The following is a 24,375-nucleotide window of genomic DNA, read 5'->3' on the forward strand; positions in this document are numbered from 1 at the left end:
CGCTGACCAGTGACGATGCCGCGGTCGCGAGACCCGTGGCCAGAACAACCCGTCGGGTGGGCCGTGTTGACACTCTTGCCTCCTGGAGCCTGAATGCCTAATGCTGTATTCAGAACACTGAATGACGGCGCTTCCCGTCAAGAGGTGTACACCCAAAGACTTTCGTTGCTGTGGTTCACGACCGGCCCGGCCGGGCCGGCTCACGCGAAAGGCGCGGCATGACGTCACCCCAGGACTTCGTCCACCCCTACATCCCCAACGCGGTCCCTGCCGTGCGGCAGGCGATGCTCGCGGAGATCGGCGCGGCGAGCGTCGAGGACTTCTACGCCGACATCCCGGACGGCATCCGGCTGCACCGCCCCCTCGATCTCCCGGACCCGCTGCGTTCGGAAGCCGAACTCACCCGCCACATGGAGGGGTTGCTCGGCCACAACACCTCCACCCGGCAGGTGCTCAGCTTCCTCGGCTCCGGCTGCTACCAGCACCACGTGCCGGCGGTCGTGGACGAGGTGGTCAACCGCAGCGAGTTCCTCACGGCGTACGCGGGCGAGCCCTACGAGGACCACGGCCGCTTCCAGGCGTTGTGGGAGTACCAGTCGATGATGGCCGAGCTGCTCGACGTCGAGGTCGTCAACGTCCCGGTGTACGACGGCTTCCAGGCCGCGGGAACCGCCCTGCGCATGGCCGGCCGGATCACCGGCCGCCGCCGGGTGCTCGTCGCCACCGCGATCGACGCCGACAAGCTCTCCCGGGTGTGCGACTACGTGCGCCCCGACCACGACGTGGTGGTGGTCCCGGTCGATCCGGACACCGGTTGCGCCGATCTCGCCGCGGTGCGCGGGGAACTGGCCGCCGGTGACACGGCGGCGGTGTACGCGGACATGCCGTCCGCGCTCGGCATCGTCGACGGGGCACTGCCCCTTCTCGCCGAACTCGCGCACGGGGCCGGGGCGTTGTTCGTCGTGGGCTGCAACCCGATCGCGCTCGGCGCGCTCGCGCCGCCCTCCGCGCACGGCGCCGACATCACCTGCGGCGACATCCAGCCGCTCGGCATCCACCAGAGCTTCGGCGGCGGCAACGCGGGCTTCATCGCCACCCGCGACGAGGAGAGGCTGGTCGCCGAGTACCCCTCGCGGCTGTTCGGCCTGGTGCCGACCGCCGTCGAGGGCGAGTACGGCTTCGGTGACGTCGCCTACGAACGGACCTCCTTCGCACTGCGCGAGGAGGGCAAGGAGTGGGTCGGCACGGCCGCCGCGCTGCACGGCATCGGCGCCGGGGTCTACCTCGCGCTGATGGGGCCGCAGGGCATGCGGGAGATCGGTGACACGATCCTCGCGCTCACCGCGTACGCCCGCGGCCGTCTCGCCGAGGTGCCCGGCATCGAGGTCCCGTACCGCGACGCCCTGCACTTCGCCGACTTCACCGTCCGCTACACGGGCGGCAGGACCGCCGCCGAGATCCGTGCCGCGCTGAAGGAGCGGGGCATCTTCGGCGGTGTGCCGACCGGCGAGCACGAGGCCGTGTACTGCGTCACCGAAGTCCACACCAAGGCCGACATCGACCGGCTCGCCGCGACCCTGGAGGAGATCGTCAAGTGACCGCCCCGCACACGCCCGTGTCCGTCTCCCCCGATCAGGCACGCATCGCCGGCAAGCCGCGCCTGCGCCGTTTCCGGCAGGCGTCCTGGGACGAGGAGCTGATCTTCGAGCTCGGTTCGCCGGGTGAGCGCGGTGTCCTCGTACCGGCCCCGGACCCGTCCGTCCCGGCGGCCGAGGTGCCCGCGGTCCTGCGCCGGGCCCAGCCGCCCGCCCTGCCGGAGATGTCCCAGCAGCAGGTCCTGCGGCACTACCTGCGCCTGTCGCAGGAGAACCTGGGCGCCGACCTCAACATCGACGTCGGCCAGGGCACCTGCACCATGAAGTACAGCCCCAAGGTCAACGACCAGTTCGTCCGCGACCCGCGGATCGCGGCGCTGCACCCGCTCCAGGACGAGGACACGGTCCAGGGCGTCCTCGGGATCATCCACGCTCTGGAGCAGCTCCTGAAGGAGATCTCCGGCATGGACCGGGTCTCGCTCCAGCCGGGCGCCGGTTCCGCCGCGATCTACACCAACGTGGCGATGATCCGCGCCTACTTCGCCGCCCGCGGGGAGCTGGAGCAGCGCGACGAGATCATCACGACGATCTTCTCCCACCCGTCGAACGCGGCCTGTGCGAAGACGGCGGGTTTCAAGGTCATCACGCTCCACCCGGACGCGGACGGCTACCCGGACATCGAGGCGCTCAGGGCGGCGGTCGGTCCGCGCACGGCGGCGCTCCTCATCACCAACCCCGAGGACACGGGCATCTACAACCCGCGCATCGAGGAGTTCGTGCGGATCGTGCACGAGGCGGGCGGCCTGTGCTCGTACGACCAGGCCAACGCGAACGGCATCCTCGGCATCACACGGGCCCGGGACGCGGGTTTCGACCTGTGCCACTTCAACCTGCACAAGACGTTCTCGACGCCGCATGCCTGCGGCGGCCCGGCGGCGGGCGCGTGCGCGGTCACCGGGGAACTCGCCCCGTACCTGCCGCGCCCGACGGTCGAGAAGGACCCGGGGACGGGCAGGTACCGGCTGGACGACAACCGGCCCGAGTCGGTCGGCAAGATGCGGCCGTTCTACGGGGTCGTGCCGAACCTGGTCCGCGCGTACGCCTGGATCATGTCGCTCGGCGCACCGGGGCTTCGGGCCGCCGCGGAGACGGCCGTCCTCAACAACAACTACCTGCTCCACAAGGTGCGGCAGATCCCCGGGGTCTCGGTCCCCTACGCGGCGGGACGTCCGCGCGTCGAACAGGTCCGCTACAGCTGGGAGAAGCTCCACCAGGACACCGGCCTGCACTCCGAGGACCTCGGTCTGCGCGCCGCGGACTTCGGCACGCACTACTGGACCAGCCACCACCCGTACGTCGTGCCGGAGCCCATGACGCTGGAGCCGACCGAGTCCTACACCCGCGCCGACCTCGACGAGTACGCGGCGATCCTCGCGGAGGTCGCCCGGGAGGCGTACGAGGACCCCGGGACCGTCCGTACGGCGCCGCACCGCTCGACCATCCACCGGGTCCGCCCGGAGGCCCTGGACGACCCGGCGGTCTGGGCGGTCTCCTGGCGCGCCTACCGCCGCAAGGTGCTCGGCGAGGCCGAGCGGTGAGGAAGGTCGGCCTGGTGGTCAACCCGGTCGCCGGTCTCGGCGGCCGGGTGGGCCTGGGCGGCACCGACGGCCCGGACCGGCTCCGCCTGGCGCGCTCGCTGGGCGCGCTCCCCTCGGCGGGGGCGCGGGCCACCGCCGCCCTGAGCGAACTGGCGGCGCGTTCGGGGCGGTCGGCGGGGAAGGAGCCGGGTGGCGGGGACCTCGCGCCGGCCGGTCCCGACGGCGCGAGGTCCGGGACACCGGGCGCCGGGCTCCTCGTCGTCACCGCAGCCGGTCCCCTGGGCGCCGACTCCGTGGCCGCCGCGGGGCTCGCGGGGCAGGTCGTGTACGCCGCCGGGGCCGGGCGGGACACCTCGGCCGCGGACACGGACGCCGCGGTGCGGGCCGTCGTCGCCGAGGGCGTGGACCTCCTGCTCTTCGCGGGCGGCGACGGCACCGCGCGGGACGTGCTCGGCGCCCTCGGCGGGGCGCCCTGCCCGGTCCTCGGCGTGCCGACCGGGGTGAAGATGCACTCGGCGGTCTTCGCCGTCGGCCCGCGCGCCGCCGGTGAGGTCGCGGCGGCGTGGCTCGCCCGCGGGGGCGCCGTCCGGCTGCGGGACGCCGAGGTGATGGACCGGGACGAGGACGCCCTGGGCGAGGGCCGTGTCGCCTCGCGGCTGTTCGGCTGGCTGCCGGTCCCCGACGTACCGGTGCGGGTGCAGCAGCGCAAGTCCGGCAGCACCGTCGCCGCGCCCGACGCGGTCGGCGGCATCGCGGCCGATGTCGCCGAGCGCGTCGGGGACGGGCTGCTCGTGCTCGGCCCCGGCACCACCACCCGGGCGGTCGCTGCGGCGCTCGGCGCGGACGTCTCCCTGACCGGGGTCGACGTGCTCCGCCTGCGGCCGGACCGGCCGCCGTGCGTCGTGGCCCGCGACGCGGGCGAGGCCGCCCTCCTCTCGGCCGGCCCCGCCTGGATCGCCCTCTCCCCCATCGGCGGCCAGGGTTTCCTCCTCGGCCGCGGCAACCAGCAGATCTCGCCGCGCGTCCTGCGCACGGCGGGCGGTCGCGAGCGCCTGCTCGTGCTGTGCACGGAACAGAAACTGGCCGCGCTCGGCGGCCGTCCGCTCCTCCTCGACACCGGCGACGACGCGCTCGACGCGGAGCTGTCCGGCTATCTCCCCGTCATCACCGGCAGGCGGCGCACCTCGCTGTACCGCCTGACCGGATGACCCGTACCTCCGTAATCTCCCTCCCCTCTTCCAGAAGGAGCCCAGAATGATCTCCCTCGACGGCAAGCGCGCCATCGTGACCGGTGGCGGAGCCGGGATCGGCCGTGCCACCGCCCAGGTCCTCGCGGAGCTCGGCGCCCGTGTGGTGATCGCCGACATCGACGCGGACGGCGGCGAACGCACCGCGAAGGACACCGGCGGGGTCTTCGTGCGCTGCGACGTGTCACGGCGCGAGGACTGCGAGGCCGTCGTGCGCACGGCCGAGGAGCGGTTCGGCGGGGTGGACGTCCTCTTCAACAACGCCGGCATCATCCGCCGCTCCACGGTCTGCGAGATCACCGAGGACGACTGGGACCTGGTGATGGCCGTGAACATCCGCTCGGTGATGCTGATGAGCCGTCTCGTGATCCCGGGGATGGTGGCCCGGGGCGGCGGCTCCATCATCAACACCGGTTCCGGGTGGGGCATCCGCGGCGGCGGCCGGGCCGTCTCGTACTGCGCGTCGAAGGGCGCCGTCGTCAACATGACCCGTGCCATGGCCATCGACCACGGCCCCGACAACATCCGCGTCAACTGCGTCTGCCCCGGTGACACGGCGACCGGAATGCTCGCCGAGGAGGCCCGCCAGCTCGGTGAGAGCTCCGACGCGTTCTACGCCGACGCCGCCGACCGGCCGCTCGGCCGGATCGGGCAGCCCCGCGACATCGCCCAGACCGTGGCGTTCCTCGCCTCCGACGCCTCGGCGTTCCTCAGCGGGGCGATCATCCCGGTCGACGGCGCCGGTACCGCGTGATCTGCCGGTAGCGGATAATCGACCGGACCGAAGGGAGGGCAGCCTCACATGCCAATCGAAAACCGCCCGCTGCGCGAACAGGTCAAGGAGGAACTGATCAAGCGCCTCGGGCGCGGCACGATCGCGACCAACTCACCGATCAACGAGGGGCAGCTCGCCACCGAACTCGGCGTCAGCCGCACACCGCTGCGCGAGGCGCTGATCACGTTGGAGCGCGAGGGCGTCATCACCAGCGAGCGCGGCAAGGGCTTCCGCTTCACACCGCTCAGCGCGCAGGAGTTCCGCGACCTGTCCGCGATCGTCGCGACGCTGGAGGCACTCGCCCTGGAGTCCAGCGATCCCGGGCACCTGGCGGAGATCGCCCCGCGCCTCCTGGAGGAGGCCCGCGCCTTCTCGGCACCGCAGGCGCCGCACGACGTCATAGAGCGTTACGACGACGCGTGGCACGACCTGCTCCTGTCCGGCTGCACGAACGACCGCCTGATGAAGCTGATCACCTCCCTGAAGGTGACGATGCACCGCTACGAACGGGTGGCGCTGGGCGACCAGGACATCCTGGAACGTTCTGCGGTGGAGCACGAGCGGATCGCCGAGTGCCTGCAGCGCGGCGACCTCGACTCGGCCGTCGCGGCGCTCAAGGAGAACTGGAACAGCGGGATGCACCGCATCCTGGAGCATCTGAAGGACTGACCGCGGGCGGCGGACCCGCCGTCGCAGCATGAACACGGCGACGGCGGGCCGGAAGCACCGGAACCCGGCCCGCCGGGTCCGCGGACCGGCCCGGGCCGCGCCGTCGCCCGTGCACGCCGTGCGGGGCAGCCGCGAGCGGGCCGGGGTGCCGAGCGGTTCAGTCGTGGAGGGTGACGCCGGGCAGCGGGTGGCCCGCGGCGTCGAACAACGCGGCTCCGCAGTCGCAGTGTTCACCGGCCAGGGTCTGGTCCGCAGGCAGTTCCCAGACCAGCATCTGCGAGCAGCCCGGGCAGTCCAGGCTGACCAGGGTCTGCGCGGGCGCCGAGCCCCAGGCCCGTACCGGGACGCCCTGGTGCGTCAGCCCGGCCGGCTCGTGCCCGTCGGTCAGCGCGACCATCACCTCGTAGGTGTCGGTGCCACTGTCCAGCACCACGAGCGTGCAGCCGAGATCCGCCAGCACACCGGCCAGGTGGTCGAGCTGGCGGACCGGGACGTCGCCCCGGCGCAGGGCCGGGTCGGCCTCGGCCGCCCGGCGGACGGCGCTCGTGTCCACGTCCGCCGGGTCCGCCCCGAAGGCCCGTACCCGACCGGCCACGAACTCCGCCAGCTGCCCCGGGTGGTCCTCGCCGGTCCAGTCCATCACGAACAACACACTGTCGGCCTGGACTCCCCGGGCCCGCTCGTCGGGGGTCAGGACCATTTCTTCCAGCTCTGTCACGGCGCTCACGCTACCAACTGCCGGACAACGCACCGCGCGTTGCCGTGCCGCAGCCGCTGTCGCCGCCGTGCGGGAACGGGCCGGGGAGGCGGGGATCACCGCGACGGGTCCGGCGGGTGGCGGCAGCCGCCCGACTTGATAGGCAAGTCGATGCTTGCCTATGATTCGGTCATGGCGGAAGATGTCTTCAAGGCACTGGCCGACCCCACCCGCCGGCTCATCCTCGACGAGCTGACGGAGCGGAACGGCCAGACCCTGTTCGAGATTTGCTCACGGCTGGTCACCAAGCACGGCCTGGGGCTGTCCCGTCAGGCGATCAGTCAGCACCTGGCCGTACTCGAATCCGCGGGCCTGGTCCTCTCCCGTCGCCAGGGCCGCTACAAGTTCCACGACCTGGACACCGAACCCCTCGAACACATCGTGGCCCGGTGGCTCAGGCCCGACACACCGGAGAGCACCCCATGAGGATCCACCTTTCCAGCGTCTTCGTCGACGACCAGGACAAGGCCCTGCGCTTCTACACCGACGTACTGGGCTTCGTGAAGAAGAACGAGATCCCCCTGGGCAGGGACCGCTGGCTGACCGTGGTCTCGCCGGAGGCCCCCGACGGGACCGAGCTGCTGCTGGAGCCCGACGGCCACCCCGCCGTGAAGCCGTACAAGACGGCCCTGGTGACGGACGGCATCCCGGCCGCCTCCTTCGCCGTGGACGACGTGCGGGCGGAGTTCGACCGGCTGCGCGGGCTCGGGGTGCGCTTCACCCAGGAACCGCTGAAAATGGGACCGGTCACCACCGCGGTTCTGGACGACACCTGCGGCAACCTGATCCAGATCGTGCACAGCGAATAGGGCTCCCCGGGTGGAGGCGGCGGGGCCTCGTCGAAATCCGGCCAGTCTCACCGCCGGGCCGCTCTCGAACTGGCGTCGGGAGCAGGCGCGGGAAGCCGGGGCACGCCGCCTCCCGACGGCGCATCCCGACCTCGGGTTCGAACACACGGACCGGTTCGCCCCCGCCGATCCCGCCCGGCAGACGGCACGCGAGACAAGGTTGCCGACCGAAATTCGTCCCGGCGTTCTCGACAGAGAACCTTCACATCCTTACATTCACAAAATGTCACACATAGTGACTATTTGAGTGGGGGAAGGTGCCATGAAAAACCGGATCACGTCCGTCCTGGGTGCCGCTGTACTCGCCGCCGGATTCCTGGGAGTCGGTGCGCCATCGGCCGGCGCCGCACCCGGAGGCTGCGCCCACGTCTCGTCGACCCACCGCCCGACCGTTCAGTACGGCAACACCGGAGCGGCGGTGAAACAGGCCCAGTGCCTGTCGAACATCTGGGGCGGCGTGCCCAAACTGGGCGTCGACGGCGCCTTCGGCAGCAAGACACGCGCCAAGATCAAGTGGATCCAGGGGTGCCACGGTCTGACCAAGGACGGAATCGTCGGCGCCAGGACCTGGAACGTCCTCTACAACCCCGCCCTCGACTGCTACGACCCCTACCCCGGATAGGAATTCGCCCGACGCCCGACGCCCGGGGCCCGGGGCCCCGCCCGACAGCGCTCCGGGCGTCAGGCCCCACCCGGGACGTCCTTGACGAACACGATGCCGTCGCTGTCCGCCAGATGGGCCGGGTCGAACGGGGCGTAACCGAACCAGGGGGACACGCGGGGCGCGGGCGGTGTGTCACCGAGGACCGCCGCCAGCCGCCGGGCGTCGACGACACAACGGTCCTCCGGAAGTGCGTGCAGGAGCCCTTCGAGGGTGTCCGGCGGCGGTGCGTCCACGCCCCGGTGGCGGATCGTGCCGAGGGCCGTGGCCACGAAGGCGTACTCGCCGCCGAGCCCGGCACCCGCCAGCGCCCCGGCGCTCCACCACTCCACCGGCCCCTGCCACATCCCCATCGAGCTCTTCTCCCGCTGGAGGTGGGAGTTGTGGGCGTGGACGAGCACCGGGCCCCGCTCGGCGAGGGCGAGGAGGTTGTGGGCCATCATCTGGTCCCGCAGGCCCACCAGCCGGTTCATGCGGGCCGGTGAGGTGTCGGCCATCCAGTGGTGGTAGCGCAGCAGGCCGGTCGCGGTGCGCCCGTACAGCCGCAGCCGGTCCCATTCGTCCTGCGGGACCTCCTCGGCCAGGTACGGCGTCCGCGCGTCGAACAGTGCCACCAGATCGTCGGCGATCAGCCGCAGCCGGTCGGCATCGGCCGACCGCCCCACGGACCGGGACGGGTCCGTCATCGCGGCGGGCTCGGTCCACCGGTCGTCGGGGCCGAGCAGGCGGTCGAGCGTTTCCGCGGTGCAGGGGAGCAGGTCCGCGTCCACCCGGGCCGAGAGGTGGTCGTGGAGTGCGGTGAGGGTCTGCCGGGGGCTCTCCGCCGCGGTGATCTCCAGCGGGCCGTCGAAACCGGCGAAGCGGACCTGTTCGGAGGCGGGTCGGCCGTCGTTGTGGGCGCGCATCCAGCGCACGAGCTCGCGGTTGCCCGCGTGGGCGCCCCAGCCGTGGCTGAATCCGTGTTCCATGACCTCGTCGAGCACGCCCGTGCCCGAGGTGACGTAGTCGTCGACGACCAGGCCCCTCACGCAGTCGCTCTCGACCGTGATTGTCCGGTAGCCCTCCTGCTCGACGAGCTGCCGGAAGAGCTCGTTGCGCAGGTCGAGCAGGGTGTCCTCGTCGTGGGTGGGCTCGCCCAGGGCGAGCATCCGGGGCCGGTTCGGGAGCAGCCGCATGATGGCGGCGGCCTCGACGGCATGGATGGTTTCCTTGATGTCGGTTGCCATGCCCTGAACGGTATCGTTGAACCTTCGGTTGAAACTTTTGCGCGATGCGAGGGGCTCGATGGGACGAAAGCTTCAAAGCCGTGAACGTCTCAGGCCGATCGACCTGGCACGCGGGCACGGTCTGTCCACACAGGCCGTCAGGAACTACGAGGAGGCCGGCATCCTTCCGGCCGCCGACCGCACACCGCACGGCCACCGCACCTACGCCCCGCTGCACGCGCGGGCCCTGCGCACGTTCCTCGCCCTGGTGCCCGGCCACGGCCACCGGACGGCGACGTCGATCATGCGGGCCGTGAACCGGGGCGAGACCGACGAGGCGTTCCGTCTCATCGACGAGAGCCATGCCCAACTGCTCGACGACCGGCGAACGCTCCGGGCCGTGGAGGACGCCCTGCGCGACCTGGCGTCCGCCCCCGATCCCGGACCCGGCGCGGCGACACCCGGATCCGGCGCGGTGGCACCCGGATCCGGTGGCATGTTCGTCGGGGATCTGGCGGGGCGGCTCGGAATCCGGCCCGCGACGCTGCGCAAGTGGGAGCGCGCCGGGCTGCTTCGGCCTCGCCGCGATCCGCTGACCGGATACCGCGTCTACGACGGGGCCGACGTACGGGATGCCCGGATGGCCCATCAACTCAGGCGGGGCGGCTACCTGTTGGAGCAGATCGCCCCGCTGATCGCCCAGGTGCGGTCGGCGGGCGGACTGGAGCCCCTGGAGGCCGCCCTGCGCAACTGGCACGACCGGGTGTCCGCTCGCGGGCGGGCGATGCTGGCCGGGGCCGCCGAGTTGGAGGCGTACCTCCACGAGCGCGGCCGAGCCCCGGCCACCCGCCACGACCGGTGAATCCCGGCCGCCGGTCGCGCGGGGTCAGTCGGTGGCGGCCGCGAGGGACCGGGGGCGCAGGTCGGTCCAGTTGGTCTCGACGAACTCCAGACACGCCTCCCGGGTGTTCTCGCCGAGGGCGACCGCCCATCCCCCGGGGACCTCGGCGAAGGACGGCCAGAGCGAGTGCTGTCCCTCGTCGTTCACCAGGACCAGGAAGCGGCCCTCGGGGTCGTCGAACGGGTTGGTGCTCATGCTTCGGTTCCTCCTCGGGGTGAACACGTCGGCAGTGAACCCCTGATGACCGACCGTCAGGTCGGCGTACCGGAGCCCCGCACCGGGAAGAAGGTGCATTAGGTTAGGCTCACCTAATGCATGACGAGCCTAGTTGCTCCCCCTCCCCCTCACAAGGAGACGTTCATGCACGTGGCGGAGGAAGCCCTCGCCGCATTCGGACCGCCCGGCGAACCGGGCACCGACGCGTTCTGGGCGGCGGCGCGGACGCCCGTTCCGGTGCCCGCCGACGACGGTGGCCGGCCGGCCCTGTTCCTGTGGCGCGGTTCCCCGGCCGTCATCGAGTTCGAGAGCTGGTCGCCACCGGTTCCCCTGCGCCGGTGGGGTGCCACGGACTGCTGGTACGCCCTGGTGCGCATGCCGGCGCGGCTGCGGGTGACCTACCGGATCCTCGCGGACGGCGCGGCACACGCCGACCCGTTCAACCCGGTCGGTGCCGGCGGCGACCGGTCCATCGCCGCGACCCCGGACGCCCCGGCCCAGCCGCACTGGCCCCCGGTCGGCGCCGACGACGTCCTGCCCCTCCCCCGCACCCGGCTCCGCTGGGCCGGCGGGCGGCTCGGCGGGCGGCGGCGCACCGTGCGCGTCCATCCGGTGGGCGGCGGCGGTCCGGTGGTCTTGCTGCTCGACGGGGACGACTGGCTGTACCTGCACCCGGCCATGACCGCCTTCGAATCGGCCGTCGCCGCCGGTGATGTGCCTCCCGTCACCCTGGTCTTCCTCCCGGCCGGGGACCGGCAGGCCGAGTTCGGGTGCCGGCCCGAGCTGTGGGAGGCGGTCCGGGACGAACTGCTGCCGCTGGTCGCGGAGTCCGGCGTACCGGCCGATCCGGACCGGCTGGTGGTCGCCGGGCAGAGCCTGGGCGGGCTGAGCGCGCTGTACGCGGCGCTGGAGTTCCCGGAGCTGGTCTCCCGCGTCGCCTGTCAGTCGGCCTCCTTCTGGTGGACGCCCGGCGCCGTGGACCTGGCGGACCCCCTGGGCGGACCGGTCGGGGGCACCGTCGCCGCGCGTCTGCGGCGGGGCCCCGATCTGTCCGGGCTGCGGTGCGCGTTCGACGTGGGGGAGCACGAGACGCGGATGCTGCCCCACTGCGAGCTGACCGAGGCCCTGACCGAACGTGCCGGTGCGACCGTGCGGGTCTCCCGCTCGGCCTCGGGGCACGACCGGGCGGGCTGGCGGCACGCCCTGCTCAGGGATGTCGCCTGGGCACTGGCCTGAACCGGCCGGGGCGGTGCGTCCGGACGCACCGCCCCCACCGCCCGACCGATCGCCTCAGCGGGCCACGGCCAGGCAGTACTCCTCGTTGCCGGCGAGGAGGTTGCGGTGGGTGTCCTCGGCGGTGATGACGCCGCCGTCCAGGACCAGAACCCGGTCGGCGGCGTCCAGCAGCGCCGGACTGCTGGTGAGCACCACCGTGGTGCGGCCGCGGCGCAGCTTCGCGACGTTGCGCGCGATGAGCTGCTCGGTGACCGCGTCGACGGCGGTCGTCGGGTCGTGCAGGACCAGCACCTCGGCGTCCGCGGCCAGGGCGCGGGCCAGGGACAGCCGCTGACGCTGCCCCCCGGAGAGGTTCGCCCCGCGGTCGCGGACCTCGTGGTCGAGTCCCTCGCGGTGCAGGGCGACGACGTCGGTCAGCATGGACGCCTCGATGGCCTCGGGGACCATCCGGCCGGTGCCCGACGGGTCGATGTTCGTGCGGAGGGTGCCCGCGAAGATCTCCCCGTCGTACGGGTTCACCAGCATGTGTTCGCGGACCGCCTCGATCGACAGTTCCGCGAGCGACTGCCCGCCGAGCCGCACCGCTCCCCCGTACGCGTCGGGCGGCACGTTCACCGCGAGGACCGAGGCGAGGTCGGCCGCCTCGCGCGGCCGGTAGGCGGTGATCGCCACGAACGCACCGGCCTCCACCTCGAACTCCAGCCCGCGCAGGGCCCCGTACCGGACCCCGTCGAGCGTCAGGCCGCCGCCCTTCGCCGGGCGGCGCGGTCCCGGGGTCGTCACCGGCGGGGCGTCGAGCACCAGCGCCATCCGCTGGGCCGAGGCCCGCGCGATCATCACGTACTTGGGCATCTCCGAGAACATCTTCAGCGGTTCGATGATGAACTGCGCGAGGCCCACGGCCATGACCAGTTCCCCGACGGTGATCCCGCCACCGAACGCCAGCCAGCCGGCCGTCAGCGACACGGCGGCGGCGAGCACCGCGTTGAGGGCCAGCGCGGTGCCCTCGTACGTGCCGTTCACCCCGGCGACGGTGATCGCCTGGCGCCGCGCGTCCGTGCTGACCCTCCGGTAGGCCCCGAACGCCGCGTGGTTGCCGCCGAAGCCGTGCAGCGGGCGCAGGCCGACGATCAGGTCGGCGACCTTGGCGCCCGCCCGCGCCACCCGGGCCTGCTGTTCGCGGGTACTGGCCCCGATCCGCCTGGACAGCACAGCCAGGACCGACAGGATCGCGACGGTCCCCACGATCACCAGCAGGCCGAGCCGGACATCGGCAAGTCCCAGCGCGAGCGCCGCGACCACCACCGCGACCAGGGAGCTGACCAGCAGCGGCACCACCTCGATGATGTCGGCGGTCTGGTCGGCGTCCTCGGTGGCGATGGTCAGCACCTCGCCGGACTTCAGATCCGTATCCCCGGCCACCGGCTGGAGCACCCGGGCGGCCACCCGCACCCGCCACCGGTGCGCCTCGGTGGTGTTGGCCTTCTGCAGGACGCGCATCCCGAACCGCCACGACAGCGACACCGTCGTGATGATCACGGCCAGCGCCCCGATCGACAGGCCGAGCGCGGCCGGGCCGCGGTCCCGCATGGTGTGCTCGACGATCAGGCCGAGCGCGATGGGGAAGGCGGTCTCCCCCGCCTGGTACAGGCCCATGAGGACGGTGCCCCGGACCATGGCGCCGACGTTGCGGCGCAGCGCGGTCCGCAGGATGTCCGCTCCCGGCCGGGAATTTCGCATGTCAGGAGCTCTCATCGAGGTGACGGGCAATCGCTTCGGGGGTCCGCAGGGTGAGCAGGTCGCGGATCGTGATCACGGGACCGTACTCCCGGCGGAGCAGCCCGGTCAGCCGTACCGCCAGCATGGAGTGTCCGCCCAGGGACACGAAATCGCTCACCGCGCTCACCTCGTCGTCGTCCAGGTCCAGGGCCTCGGCGAAGAACTCGCACACCGCGGTCTCGGTCTCCGTCCCCGGGCCGCGTTCTCCCGTCGTGGTCAGCGTGCCGAGCGGCCTGGCCTCCGGAAGCGCCCCGGTGTCGGCCTTCCCGTTCACGGTCAGCGGGATGCCGTCGACCCTGGCGAAATGTGTCGGGCGCAGGAAGTCCGGCAGTCCGGCGCCCGCCTCGGCGGCGACCCGGGCCAGGTCCGCGCCCTCCGGGTCCTCCAGCACGAGGTAGGCGGCCAGCCGGTACGCGCCGTCGGCCTGCGGGTCGGGCTGGGCCACCACGGCGGCGAACCGCACCGCCGGGTGTGCCGTGAACGCGGCCTCGACCTCCCCGGGTTCGACCCGGTGTCCGCGGATCTTGACCTGCTGGTCGGTGCGGCCCAGGTACGTCAGGTTCCCGTCGGGCCGGCGGGTCACCAGGTCCCCGGTGCGGTACATGCGTTCGCCGGGTCCGCCGAACGGGCAAGCGACGAAGCGGTGCGCGGTCAGGGCGCTCTGTCCGAGGTAGCCGCGCGCGATGCCGACGCCCGACACGTACAGCTCGCCGGGGACGTCGTCGGGCACGGGCCGCAGCCACCGGTCCAGTACGTACACGTCGGTGTTGTCGATCGCCACGCCCACCACCGGGTCCTGGCACTCGAAGGTGCCGACGCCGAGGGTGTTGATGGTGTACTCGGTGGGCCCGTAGAGGTTGTAGCCGGCCGTTCCCCCGGTGTCGGCGAGCCGCTGCCACAGTGCCGGGCCGACGGCCTCGCCGCCCAGCAGCACCAGGGCGGGCCGCCGTGCCGGGTCGTCGAGCAGGCCCTCCGCCACCAGTTGCTGCGCGTAGGTGGGGGTCACGTTGATGACGTCGATGCCGTGCTCGTGGCAGTACTCGACCAGGCGGGGGGCGTCGCGGCGCAGTTCCTCGTCGCAGATGTGGACCTCGTGACCGTCGGCGAGCCACAGGAGTTCCTCCCACGACATGTCGAACGCGAACGACACGGTGTGCGCGATCCTGAAGACCCGGTGGCCGTGCTCGGCGAGGACCGGTTCGAAGATCCGCCGTTGATGGTTGATCAGCATGTTGGTGAGCCCGGCGTACTCGGTCACCACGCCCTTGGGCCTTCCGGTGGATCCGGAGGTGTGGATCGTGTACGCGGGGTGGCGCAGGCGGTCCGGGTCGTCCGGTGCGAACGTCACGTACGGGTCGGCCCCGGGCAGCGGGCGGTCCAGTTCGATCAGGTCGCCGCTCAGCCGGGGTGCCACGGCGCTCACGGTGAGGATCGTCTCGGGCCGGGCGTCCGCGACGATCGTCGCGATCCGTTCGTCCGGGTGGTCCAGTTCCAGCGGTACGTACGCGGCGCCGACGCGCAGCACGGCGAACAGGGCCACGATCGAGTCCGGCGAGCGCGGGATCGCCAGGCCCACGGTCCTCTCGGGGCCGATGCCCCGCCGGGCGAGCACGCCCGCCAGGGCCCGGCTGCGGTCCCGGAGTTCGGCGAAGGTCAGGGCCGAGCCGTGGGCGACGAGCGCGACCCGCCCGGGGTCGCGGTCCGCCGCCCGGTCGAAGCGGTCGACGACGGTGTCCGTGCCGATGTCCGTGCGTTCCGCGGGCTTGGGGGCGGGCACCGGGCCGGGCAGCGCGCCCACCGGTCCCGTCGACCGGGCCAGGTCCTCCAGCACGCGCAGGTAGTCGTCGAGGAGGCGGCGGGCTCCCGCGTGGTCGTCGTCGCGGTGTTCCAGCTTGACCGTGAGGCGGTCGCCCGGCGTGACGACCCAGGTGAACGGGTAGTGCGTGGAGTCGTCGGCCGTCACCGAGGTGATGCCGTGCCGGGTGTTCATCTCGGCGAACGCGTCCAGGTCCAGGAAGTTCTGGAGCACGAACAGGTTGTCGAACAGGGTGTCGTGCCCGGCGGCCCGCTGGATCTCGCCGAGCCCCAGGTGTTCGTGCTCCATCGCCTCGACCCTGGCCGCCTGCACGGCCGCCAGGTAGGTGCCGACCCGGTCGTCGGGCCGGGCCCGGGTCCACATGGGCACCGTGTTGAGCAGCACCCCGACGATGCCGTCGTGGCCCTCGCCCTCCCGGCCCGAGACGGTCACGCCGAACACGGCGTCGCCGCGGCCCGTGCGGGCGCCGAGAAGGAGGCCGAACGCGCCGGTCAGCACCGTGTTCAGGGTGACGCCGTGGGTCCTGGCCGCTTCCCGCAGCAGGTCCGACAGTTCGGCGGACACGGTGTGCACGAGGGCGTGCGGAAGTCCGTCCGGGAGGGCCGGGGCCGGTCCGGCGAGCAGGGTCGGGCCCGGCAGCGCGGCCAGGTGCTCCGCCCAGAAGCGGTTCGACGCCCCGGGGTCCCTGGCGGCGAGCTCCCGGGCGTAGTCCTCGAAGCCCGGCACGGCGGGGACGGCGGTCGGCGGTTCGCCCGCGGCGAAGGCCTCGTACGCCTCGAACAGGTCCCGCAGCACGATCTCGCGGGACCAGCCGTCCCAGAGCAGCAGGTGGTGGCTGAGCAGCAGGCCGTCCCGGCCGTCGGGCAGCCGTACCGCGGTCAGCCGGATCAGCGGCGGCTCGGCCGGGTCGAATCCCGTCTCCCGGTCCCGGACGCGCAGCGCCTCGACCTCCGCGTCCGTCGCCGGGGCGACCGTGCGGACGGGGACGCGCCGGCCCGCCCCGAGCACCTGGACCGGGTCGCCGTCGTCGTCGGTGGTGAAGCCGGCGCCCGCGGCCGGGTGTCGTGCGATCACGTACGCCATCGCCTCGGCCAGGGCGTCGGTGTCCAGGAGCCGGTCGAAGGTGAACCAGTTCTGTGCGACGTAGTGTCCGGCCGGGCCCGTCAGTTGTGCCTGGAAGAACAGACCGCGCTGGAGCGGGGTGACCGGTGCCGTGCGCTCGGCCGTCGCGGCGGCGTCCGCGAGGTGTTCCAGCGCGTCCAGCCAGTGTCCGGTGATCTCGTCGGGCACTCCGTCGGCGAGGGTGAAGACCGCGTGCAGGCTGCCGGTGGTGTCGTCGGTCCACGCGTTGACCTCGACGGCGTACCGGTCGTTCCGGTCGGCGCCGGTGATGTGCGGTGCCCGGGACTCGCCGCCCCGGCCCAGGTAGTTGAACAGCACCTGCGGGCGGGCGGCCAGCAGGGGTGCCGTCTGCGGGTTGAGGTACCTGAGCCGGCCGTGGGCGAGGTGCGCGTGCTCGTCCGGCAGGCGTTCGGCGACCTCGCGGGCGGCCGCGACGGGGTCGGTGTGCGCAGTGAGCCGTACCGGTGCGATGGCGGTGAACCAGCCGATGGTGCGGGTGTAGTCGTGGTGTTCCAGGACCGGGACGCGGCCGTGCCGTTCCAGTTCGACCGCGAGGTCGGTGGGCACGGGCTGAACATGTGTCAGGGCGGTGCGCAGCGCTCCGCACAACAGTTCGGTGAGGCCCGTGCCGAGGGCTGCGGGCGCGTCGCGCGTCACGCGATCGCTCGCCCCGGGGCCGAGCACGACCGCCCTCTCGCGCAGGCACCGGACCTCGGGCAGCAGCACGGGCGCCCGGAGCGTGGTGATCCAGTGCCCGAGGCCGTCGGTCTCCCGGACGGCCCGCGCCGCCAGCGCCTCGGCGTACTCGGCGTAGGGCGTGGTCGGCGGTGCCGGGTCCGCCCCGCCCATGACCGTGGCCAGGTCGTCGAGGAGGATCAGCCAGGACACCGCGTCGACGGCGAGGTGGTGCACGGTGACGACCAGGGTGCGGCTCGCCTCCAGCCAGGAGAAGGCGATGACGTCCCCGGCCTCGGGGTCGAGCCGGTCGGCGGCCTCGTTCGCCGCTGCCGTGGCGTCGGCGGCGTCCGTGGGGACGACGACGGCCTCGCGGGCGGGTTCGGTGCTCAGGGCCCACACGCCGTGTTCGACGCGCAGCCGCAGTCGCAGGGCCGGGTGCGCGGCCACGACGGCGTTCGCGGCGCGCCGGGCGTCGGCCAGTCCGGTGCCCTCGGCCGCCGGAAGCGCCCTGGCCTGGGCGAACCGGGCGAGTGATCCGCCCAGTTCCCGTTGGCGCAGGATGATCGGGGTGGCCGGCAGCGGGCCGTTCTCGCGGCGGGCCGGTGCGGGCTCCGCGGGCCGCGGGAGGTGTGTGCGCAGGTGGTCGGCGAGGGCTCGTGGTGTCTTGTGCAGGAACACGTCCCGGGGGGTGAGCGGCAGGCCGAGCGCCCTGGCCCGGTTGATCACGGTGATGGCGACGATGCTGTCTCCCCCGGCGCCGAAGAAGTCGGTGTCGGCGTCCACGGCGGCGCCGGGCAGTGTCCGGGCGAAGACGTCGACCAGGGCGTCGAGCGCGAAGTCGCCCCCGTTCCCCGTGAGTTCGTTCCGTACGGCGGGTTCCGCGGCCGTCGGGGGGCCGGTCCGTGCGGCGTTCGCGGCCAGGGCCCCGCGGTCCAGTTTGCCGTTGACCGTCAGCGGCAGGGCGGCGACCGTCAGCACCCGGCCCGGCACCAGGTGCGCTGGCAGCGCGGCGGACAGCCGGTCGACGAGGTCGCCGGGTGCCCGGCCCACGACGTGCGCGACGAGGTGGTCGCCGCTGTCCGCGACGGTGACGGCCGCGTCGACGACGCCGTCGAGTTCCCTGATCGCCGACTCCACCTCACCCGGCTCGACGCGGAAGCCCATGAGCTGCACCTGGTCGTCGGCCCGGCCGGCGAACTCCAGCTCGCCGTCGAGGGTGCGGCGGGCGAGGTCGCCCGTGTGGTACATCCGGGAGCCGTCGCCGGCGAACGGGTCCGCCACGAACCGGCCCGCGGTGAGTCCCGGCCGCCCCAGGTAGCCGAGCGCCACCTGGTCGCCCGCGACGTAGACGGCGCCCACCCGGCCCGGCGGCACCGGCCGGAGCCGGTCGTCGAGCAGATGGGTGACCAGGCCGGGCAGGGGGCCGCCGATCGGGCTGACGTCGCGGCCCGGCCCGAAGTCCTCGTCGGTCAGCACCCGGTGGGTGACGTGGACGGTGGTCTCGGTGATGCCGTACATGTTGACCAGCAGGGGCGAGGCGGTGCCGTACCGCTCGACCCAGCCGCGCAGCCGTCCGGGGTCCAGCGCCTCGCCGCCGAAGACGATCCGGCGCAGGGACGTGACCGGTTCGGCGCAGTGCCGGTCGGCCTCGACGAACCGGTGGAAGGCCGACGGGGTCTGGTTGAGCACGGTCACCGCGCGTTCGCGGACCAGCTTGTGGAAGTCGACCGGGGAGCGGGTCAGACCGTACTCCGGCACCAGCAGTTCGCCGCCGTGCGCCAGCGCGCCCCACAGCTCCCAGACCGCGAAGTCGAAGGAGGAGGAGTGGAACTGGACCCATACGTCGTGCGGGCCGAATTCCATGTCGGACCGGGTGTTCGCGAGGAGGGTCACCACGGCCGAGTGCGGGACGACGACGCCCTTGGGTCGGCCGGTGGAGCCGGAGGTGTGGATCACGTACGCCGGGTCGTGCGGGCCGGCCTTCGGTCCGGTGGTGGGCGGCGCCGGTTCGTCGTCCCGGACGAGCAGCCGGGCCGGCACGCCCGCCCGGTCGAGCAGCCGGGCGAAGCGGCCCCGCTGTTCGCGGTCCACGAGCACGACCCGCGGGGCGGTGTCGGCGAGGACGTACGCCAGGCGTTCGTCCGGGTACGCGGGGTCCAGCGGTACGTACGCGGCGCCCGCGGTGACGACCGCGACCAGGGCGACGACCTGTTCCGGGGAGCGCGGCAGGGCGACGGCGACCAGCTCGCCCGGACCGGCCCCGGCCGCGCGCAGGGTGGAGGCCAACTCGTCCTTCTCCCGGGCGAGTTCGCCGTAGGTCAGGGAGCGGGTGGAGCCGTCGAGGGCGCACCCGGTGACGGCGGTGGCCGCCGGGTCGCGGTCCGCGGCGGCGTCGAACAGTTCGCCCAGGGTCGTCGGGGCGAACCGCGCCGGGGGCCGGACGGGGCCGGGGGCCGCCGCGGCGACCGGGGTGTCCGGCCGGTCGAGCAGGCCGGTGAGGGTCCGGGTGAAGGTGTGCAGGATCGCCTCGGCGCTCTCCTCGCGCAGCAGTTCCCCGTCGTGGATCAGGTTGAAGCGCGGGCGGCCGTCGGGGGTGCGTTCCACCACCAGGGTCAACGGGTAGTGCGGGGCGCCCTCGTTGGCGATGCCGGTGACGACCAGGGTGTCGTCGGGTCCGCGCAGGTCCGCCACGTCGGTCGCGACGTCGAAGACCACCAGGGTGTCGAACAGGGGACTCGTGCCGGCCTGCCGGCCGATCCTCGCCAGCGAGACGTGCTGGTGCGCCAGCACCCTGCCCTGGTGCTCCCGCACCGAGGCGAGCAGTTCTCGGGCGGTGGTGCCGTCGGTCCACCGGGCGCGTACGGGAATGGTGTTGATGAACAGGCCCACCAGGTCCTCGATGCCGGGCACCGCCGCGTCGCGCCCGGACACCGTGGAGCCGAACACCACGTCCCGGCGGTGCAGGACGCCGCCCAGTGTCACCGCCCACGCGCTGTGCACGGCCACGCTCAGGGGTACGCCGGCCGACCGGGCGGCGGCGTCGATGTCGCCGGACGGTTCGACGACGGCATCGGCGAACCGTCCGGAGGGGATGTGCCCCTCGGCGACCAGCGAGGGGCCGGGCAGGCCGGCGAGTTCGCCGCGCCACACCCGGTCGCTCTCCTCGTGGTCGTGCGCGGCGAGGCGGCGCACGTGGTCGCGGTGGTCGCCGCGCGGACGGCCGCTTCCCGGCGCGTGGTACTCGGCCAGCAGCGTGCGGAGCATCGGCGGCACCGACCAGCCGTCGGCGACGATGTGGTGCACGGTCTGCACCAGGACGTCGCGGCCGGAGCCGGTGCGTACGAGTGTGTACCGCATCAGCGGCCCGGTGGCCAGGTCGAATCCGGTGCGGCGGTCCCGTTCGGCGAGGTCGCGGATCTCGTCGTCGGTGGCGAGGGGGCGGTCCAGCACGGTGAAGGGTGCCGTCGCGCCGCTCTCCAGGACGCGGACGACCCGGCCGTCGGCGAGGGCCGTGAACCGGGCGGCCAGGTCGGGGTGCAGCACGAGCAGCCGGGTCGCCGCCGCCGCGAGCCGGTCGGCGTCCACCTCGCCCTCCAGCGTGAGCAGCTGCTGTTCGACGTAGCTGCCCGTCGCGTCGCCGTCGAAGACGGAGTGGAAGTACAGGCCCTCCTGGAGCGGGGTGAGCGGAAGGACGTCCCGCAGTGCCGGGCCGTCCAGTTCGTCGACATCGGCCTGGGTGAGCGGTACCAGGGGGAAGTCGCTGGGCGAGTGGCCGCCGTGTTCGAGTGCGGCCAGGGCGGTCAGGGTGGTCCGGAGGTACCGGCCGATGGTGGTGATGTCCTCGTCGGTGAACAACCCGTCGGGCCAGGAGACGGTGGTGACCAGCTCGTGGGCGCCGCTCGCGCCGGGTTCGGCGATCGCGTTGAACTCCAGGGTTCGCGGCAGACGCATCCGGGGATCGCGCTTCTCGCCCAACTGCCCTGCGGGACCTGCCAGTTGCCAGTCCCCTCCGGTACCGGCGTCGAAGCGGCCCAGGTAGTTGAACAGCACCTGCGGGGCGGGGCCGGTCGGCCCGTTGTCGGTCAGGTACCGCAGGGCTCCGTAGGAGATGCCGTTGTCCGGCACCCGGGCGAGGTCCTCCTTGACCGCCTTGAGCGCGGCGGTCAGGTAGGCGGGCGAGGTGAGGTCGACCGCCGTTCCGGGGTCCACGACGACCGGGAAGAGGGTGGTGAACCAGCCCACGGTCCGGGACAGTTCCGGTTCGAATCCGGCGGTGTCCGCCACGAAGCGTCCTTCGCGGCCGTGTCCTTCGAGTTCGATGTGGGCGAACGTCTGGTCCTGTCCCCGGTCACGGCGCCAGCGGGCGAGGGCGACGGCGAGCGCGGTCAGCAGCACGTCGTTGACGCCCGCGTGGAACTTCGCGGGGATCGTGCCCAGCAGCGCGGCCGTTTCCTCGGCGCCGATGGAGACGGTCCGGGTCCGTTCCCTGGCCACGGTGTCGGTCCCGGCAGGTGCGCGCCTGCCCACCGGTGCGTCCGTCCCCGGCAGGGAGCACCGGAAGCGGGCGGGGTCCGTGGCGGACGCCGTGCGCTCCAGCAGTTGTGTCCAGCGCCTGAACGACGTGCCGACGGGCGGCAGTCCGACCGGTTCGCCCGCGGCGTACCGGCGCCATGCCGTGGCCAGGTCGTCCATCAGGATCCGCCAGGACACGCCGTCGATCACGACGTGGTGTGCGACCAGGACCAGTTGCCGCGCCCCGCGGCGCCAGACGGCGCGCAGCATCACGCCGTTCTCCGGGTCGAGCGCCTCGGTGGCGAGCGCGACGCACTCCTGCGGTGAACGGTCGCTCTCCTGCCATCCCACGACGGCCCGCCCGGCCTCGGGGACGACGAAGCCCCAGCGGTCGCCGCGCACCAGTTCGGCGCGGAGCATGTCGTGGTGCCGGAGCACGGCGGCGAGGATCTCGTCGAGGGCGTCGGCGGTCAGCTCCGCCGGGGTGTTCAGCACGACCGACTGCACGAAGCCGTCGATCGCGTCCGTGGTCCCGCCGAGCCACTGCACGACGGGCGGTCCCACGACGGGACCGGTCGCGACGTCGTCGCGGTCCGCGGCCGGTGCTTCCTGCCGGCTCGCCACCGCGGCCAGGGCCCCCAGGACGCTGTGGGTGAAGATCTGCCGCACGGTGACGTGGAGGCCCGCCTCCCGCAGCGCGCCCAGCAGCGAGATGGCCAGGATGCTGTCCCCGCCGAGCCGGAAGAAGTCCTGGTCGACGCCGGCCCGTTCCAGCCGCAGCACCGCCGAGACGGCCGCGCACACCGCGCGTTCCTCGTCGGTGGCGGGCTCCGCGAACGGGCCGGTGCCGATGCCGGGTTCCGGCAGCGCGGCCCGGTCGAGCTTGCCGTTCGCGGTGAGCGGGAACTCCTTCATCACGACGAGGTGGGCGGGCACCATGTACTCCACCATGTGCCGGGCGGCCCACTCCCGGACGTCCTCGGCCCGCAGGTCCTCGTCGCCCGTGGCCGGGATCACGTACCCCACCAGGTGGGTGCCGCCGGCCGGGTTCTTCCTCGCGACGACGCAGGTGTGCCGTACGCCGGGGTGTTCGGCGAGACCGGCCTCGACGTCCTCGATCTCCAGCCGCATGCCGCGGATCTTGACCTGGTTGTCGGCGCGGCCGAGGAAGTCCAGCGAGCCGTCCGGGGCGTAGCGTGCCAGGTCGCCGGTCCGGTACAGCCGGGACCCGTCATCGGCGAAGGGGTTCGCCACGAACCGGGAGGCCGTGAGGCCGGGGGCGTTGACGTATCCGCGGCCCAGGAGGAATCCGCCCACGTAGAGCTCGCCGCCGACCCCGGTCGGGACCGGGCGGAGTTCGTCGTCCAGCACGTACAGCCGGGTGTTGGGGTTGGCCCTGCCGATCGACGTCGACAGGCGTTCGGCGGCGCCCCGGTAGACGACGTGGGAGACCCCGATGGTCGTCTCGGCCGGTCCGTAGCCGTGGTACATGGGGATGTCGAGGCGGGTGCGGAACCGCTCGTACAGTTCCGGGGTCAGCACCTCGCCGCCGCACCACACGTGCCGCAGGCTGTCGAGGCCGCCGGAGTCGCCCGCGATCTCCAGCAGCACGTCCAGCATGGACGACACCAGGTAGGTGAAGGTGACGCGCTGTTCGGCGATCACGTTCAGCAGGTGGTGCGGGTCGCGTTCGCCGCCGGGCCGCAGGACCACCAGTCTGCCGCCGGACACCAGGGGCAGGAAGATCTCGTTGATGGAGATGTCGAAGGAAAGCGGTGCCTTGAACAGGGACGCGTCGTCGTGGCCGAAGCCCAGGATCTCGTGGACCTGCCACAGCAGGCGCTCGCTGATCGCCTCGTGCCGGATCATGGCGCCCTTGGGCCGCCCGGTCGATCCGGACGTGAAGATCACATAGGCCAGCGCGGCGCCCGGGACGGCCGCCTCGGGCCCTTCGACGGGGTGGTCGGCGAATCCCCAGTCGTCGAGGTCGACGGCCACGGCGTCCGGTTCGTCCGCGTCGTGCCCGCCCGAGGCGTTGAGCTGGAGCACGACCCGGGCGTCCTCGATGACGACGGCCCGGCGCGCGGCGGGCCAGCGCGGATCGAGCGGCACGAACGCGCCGTTCGCCCGGAGCACGGCGAGGAGCCCGACGACCATCTCGGCGGAGCGGTCCAGCGAAATGCCGACGACCTGTTCGGAGGAGATCCCCAGACCGTTCAGGTGGTGGGCCAACTGAGCCGAGTACTCATCGACCTGACGATAGGTCAGTGTGAGTTTCTCGTCGACGACGGCGACCGCGTCGGGCCTGGCGCGGGCCTGTTCGCGGAACATCTCCACGACGGTGGGACGGTCCCGGTCGGCCCGGGTGTCGTTCCAGCCGGCGAGGGTCTCAATCCGCTCCGCCGTACTGGACGGGCCGACGGTGCCGATGGGCCGGTCCGGGAAGTCGGCCAGGTCGTCCAGCGCGAGCTGCGCCTCGGCCGGTGCGACGCCGTCGGGGACGAGGATGCTCCGGCCGTCCGGGCCGATCTCCCAGCTCCCTTTCCCTAAGCCCCCGTTGTCGACCCGTACGAGGACGTCGGCGAACGGTGTGCCGGGGGTGAGGTCCATGCCCTCGGGGCCGCGGCCGGTCGCCCAGTACGCCAGTGCGACGGCGCACGCCTCGACGAGGGTGCGGTCGTCGTGGTCGCCGGTTCGCCGGCGCAGGGCCGCCAGCCGGGTGGGAGAAAAAAGTACGCGGGGAGCGCCCGATTCCCTCAT

15 protein-coding genes are annotated in these 24,375 nt (G+C 72.8%); 10 read left to right on the forward strand and 5 right to left on the reverse strand.

Translation table 11 applies throughout. The annotated features are described in order from the left end of the window. Window positions 1–218: 218 nt before the first annotated feature. From gcvPA to ABZZ04_RS24570, 5 genes are read left to right on the forward strand one after another with little or no spacing between them, the layout of a single operon-like run. Window positions 219–1,598, forward strand: a complete 1,380-nt coding sequence (gene gcvPA, locus ABZZ04_RS24550) for an aminomethyl-transferring glycine dehydrogenase subunit GcvPA (RefSeq protein WP_356934351.1) — start codon at window positions 219–221, stop codon at window positions 1,596–1,598. Next, complete coding sequence (gene gcvPB, locus ABZZ04_RS24555) at window positions 1,595–3,193, forward strand: aminomethyl-transferring glycine dehydrogenase subunit GcvPB (protein ID WP_356934352.1); 1,599 nt, start codon at window positions 1,595–1,597, stop codon at window positions 3,191–3,193. The genes gcvPA and gcvPB overlap by 4 nt, the downstream gene beginning before the upstream one ends. Next, a complete protein-coding gene (locus ABZZ04_RS24560; RefSeq protein WP_356934353.1) occupies window positions 3,190–4,401 on the forward strand; it encodes an NAD(+)/NADH kinase in 1,212 nt (403 codons plus the stop codon). Before gcvPB ends, ABZZ04_RS24560 begins: the two co-directional genes overlap by 4 nt. A 46-nt stretch (window positions 4,402–4,447) precedes the next feature. Continuing rightward, window positions 4,448–5,194, forward strand: coding sequence for an SDR family oxidoreductase (locus ABZZ04_RS24565; protein ID WP_356934354.1), 747 nt, complete (start codon window positions 4,448–4,450; stop codon window positions 5,192–5,194). A gap of 48 nt (window positions 5,195–5,242) precedes the next feature. After that, window positions 5,243–5,884: a GntR family transcriptional regulator gene (locus tag ABZZ04_RS24570; protein ID WP_356934355.1), complete on the forward strand. Its 642-nt coding sequence runs from the start codon at window positions 5,243–5,245 to the stop codon at window positions 5,882–5,884. A gap of 157 nt (window positions 5,885–6,041) precedes the next feature. Here the strand turns inward: ABZZ04_RS24570 and ABZZ04_RS24575 are convergent, their stop codons facing one another. Next, window positions 6,042–6,602, reverse strand: a complete 561-nt coding sequence (locus ABZZ04_RS24575) for a hypothetical protein (protein WP_356934356.1) — start codon at window positions 6,600–6,602, stop codon at window positions 6,042–6,044. Between the two features lie 171 nt (window positions 6,603–6,773). Between ABZZ04_RS24575 and ABZZ04_RS24580 the strand changes: the two genes are divergently transcribed. The 3 genes from ABZZ04_RS24580 to ABZZ04_RS24590 all read left to right on the forward strand — a co-directional run bounded on the left by ABZZ04_RS24580 (window position 6,774) and on the right by ABZZ04_RS24590 (window position 8,111). Continuing rightward, window positions 6,774–7,067, forward strand: a complete 294-nt coding sequence (locus ABZZ04_RS24580; RefSeq protein WP_356934357.1) for a metalloregulator ArsR/SmtB family transcription factor — start codon at window positions 6,774–6,776, stop codon at window positions 7,065–7,067. Next, window positions 7,064–7,450, forward strand: coding sequence for a VOC family protein (locus tag ABZZ04_RS24585; RefSeq protein WP_356934358.1), 387 nt, complete (start codon window positions 7,064–7,066; stop codon window positions 7,448–7,450). Before ABZZ04_RS24580 ends, ABZZ04_RS24585 begins: the two co-directional genes overlap by 4 nt. A gap of 301 nt (window positions 7,451–7,751) precedes the next feature. Next, window positions 7,752–8,111 (forward strand): peptidoglycan-binding domain-containing protein, encoded by a 360-nt coding sequence (locus ABZZ04_RS24590; protein ID WP_356934359.1) that lies wholly within the window; start codon window positions 7,752–7,754, stop codon window positions 8,109–8,111. A 59-nt stretch (window positions 8,112–8,170) separates the two neighbouring features. On the opposite strand, the gene ABZZ04_RS24595 is transcribed toward ABZZ04_RS24590, so the two are convergent. Further along, on the reverse strand, window positions 8,171–9,376 hold the full coding sequence (locus ABZZ04_RS24595; RefSeq protein WP_356934360.1) for an erythromycin esterase family protein: 1,206 nt from the start codon (window positions 9,374–9,376) through the stop codon (window positions 8,171–8,173). Window positions 9,377–9,434: 58 nt separating this feature from the next. Between ABZZ04_RS24595 and ABZZ04_RS24600 the strand changes: the two genes are divergently transcribed. After that, window positions 9,435–10,217, forward strand: coding sequence for a TioE family transcriptional regulator (locus ABZZ04_RS24600; RefSeq protein WP_356934361.1), 783 nt, complete (start codon window positions 9,435–9,437; stop codon window positions 10,215–10,217). Between the two features lie 24 nt (window positions 10,218–10,241). Here ABZZ04_RS24600 and ABZZ04_RS24605 read toward each other — a convergent pair whose 3' ends face one another. Beyond that, window positions 10,242–10,451: an MbtH family protein gene (locus ABZZ04_RS24605; protein WP_356934362.1), complete on the reverse strand. Its 210-nt coding sequence runs from the start codon at window positions 10,449–10,451 to the stop codon at window positions 10,242–10,244. A 165-nt stretch (window positions 10,452–10,616) separates the two neighbouring features. Here ABZZ04_RS24605 and ABZZ04_RS24610 point away from each other — a divergent pair, with 165 nt between their 5' ends. Continuing rightward, complete coding sequence (locus tag ABZZ04_RS24610) at window positions 10,617–11,708, forward strand: alpha/beta hydrolase-fold protein (protein ID WP_356934363.1); 1,092 nt, start codon at window positions 10,617–10,619, stop codon at window positions 11,706–11,708. Window positions 11,709–11,762: 54 nt separating this feature from the next. Here the strand turns inward: ABZZ04_RS24610 and ABZZ04_RS24615 are convergent, their stop codons facing one another. After that, entirely contained in the window at window positions 11,763–13,448 is a 1,686-nt protein-coding gene (locus ABZZ04_RS24615; protein WP_356934364.1) for an ABC transporter ATP-binding protein, read from the reverse strand. Between the two features lies 1 nt (window position 13,449). Beyond that, entirely contained in the window at window positions 13,450–24,375 is a 10,926-nt protein-coding gene (locus tag ABZZ04_RS24620; protein ID WP_356934365.1) for an amino acid adenylation domain-containing protein, read from the reverse strand.

It is taken from the genome of Streptomyces sp. NPDC006435, assembly GCF_040612315.1.
Taxonomy (GTDB): domain Bacteria; phylum Actinomycetota; class Actinomycetes; order Streptomycetales; family Streptomycetaceae; genus Streptomyces.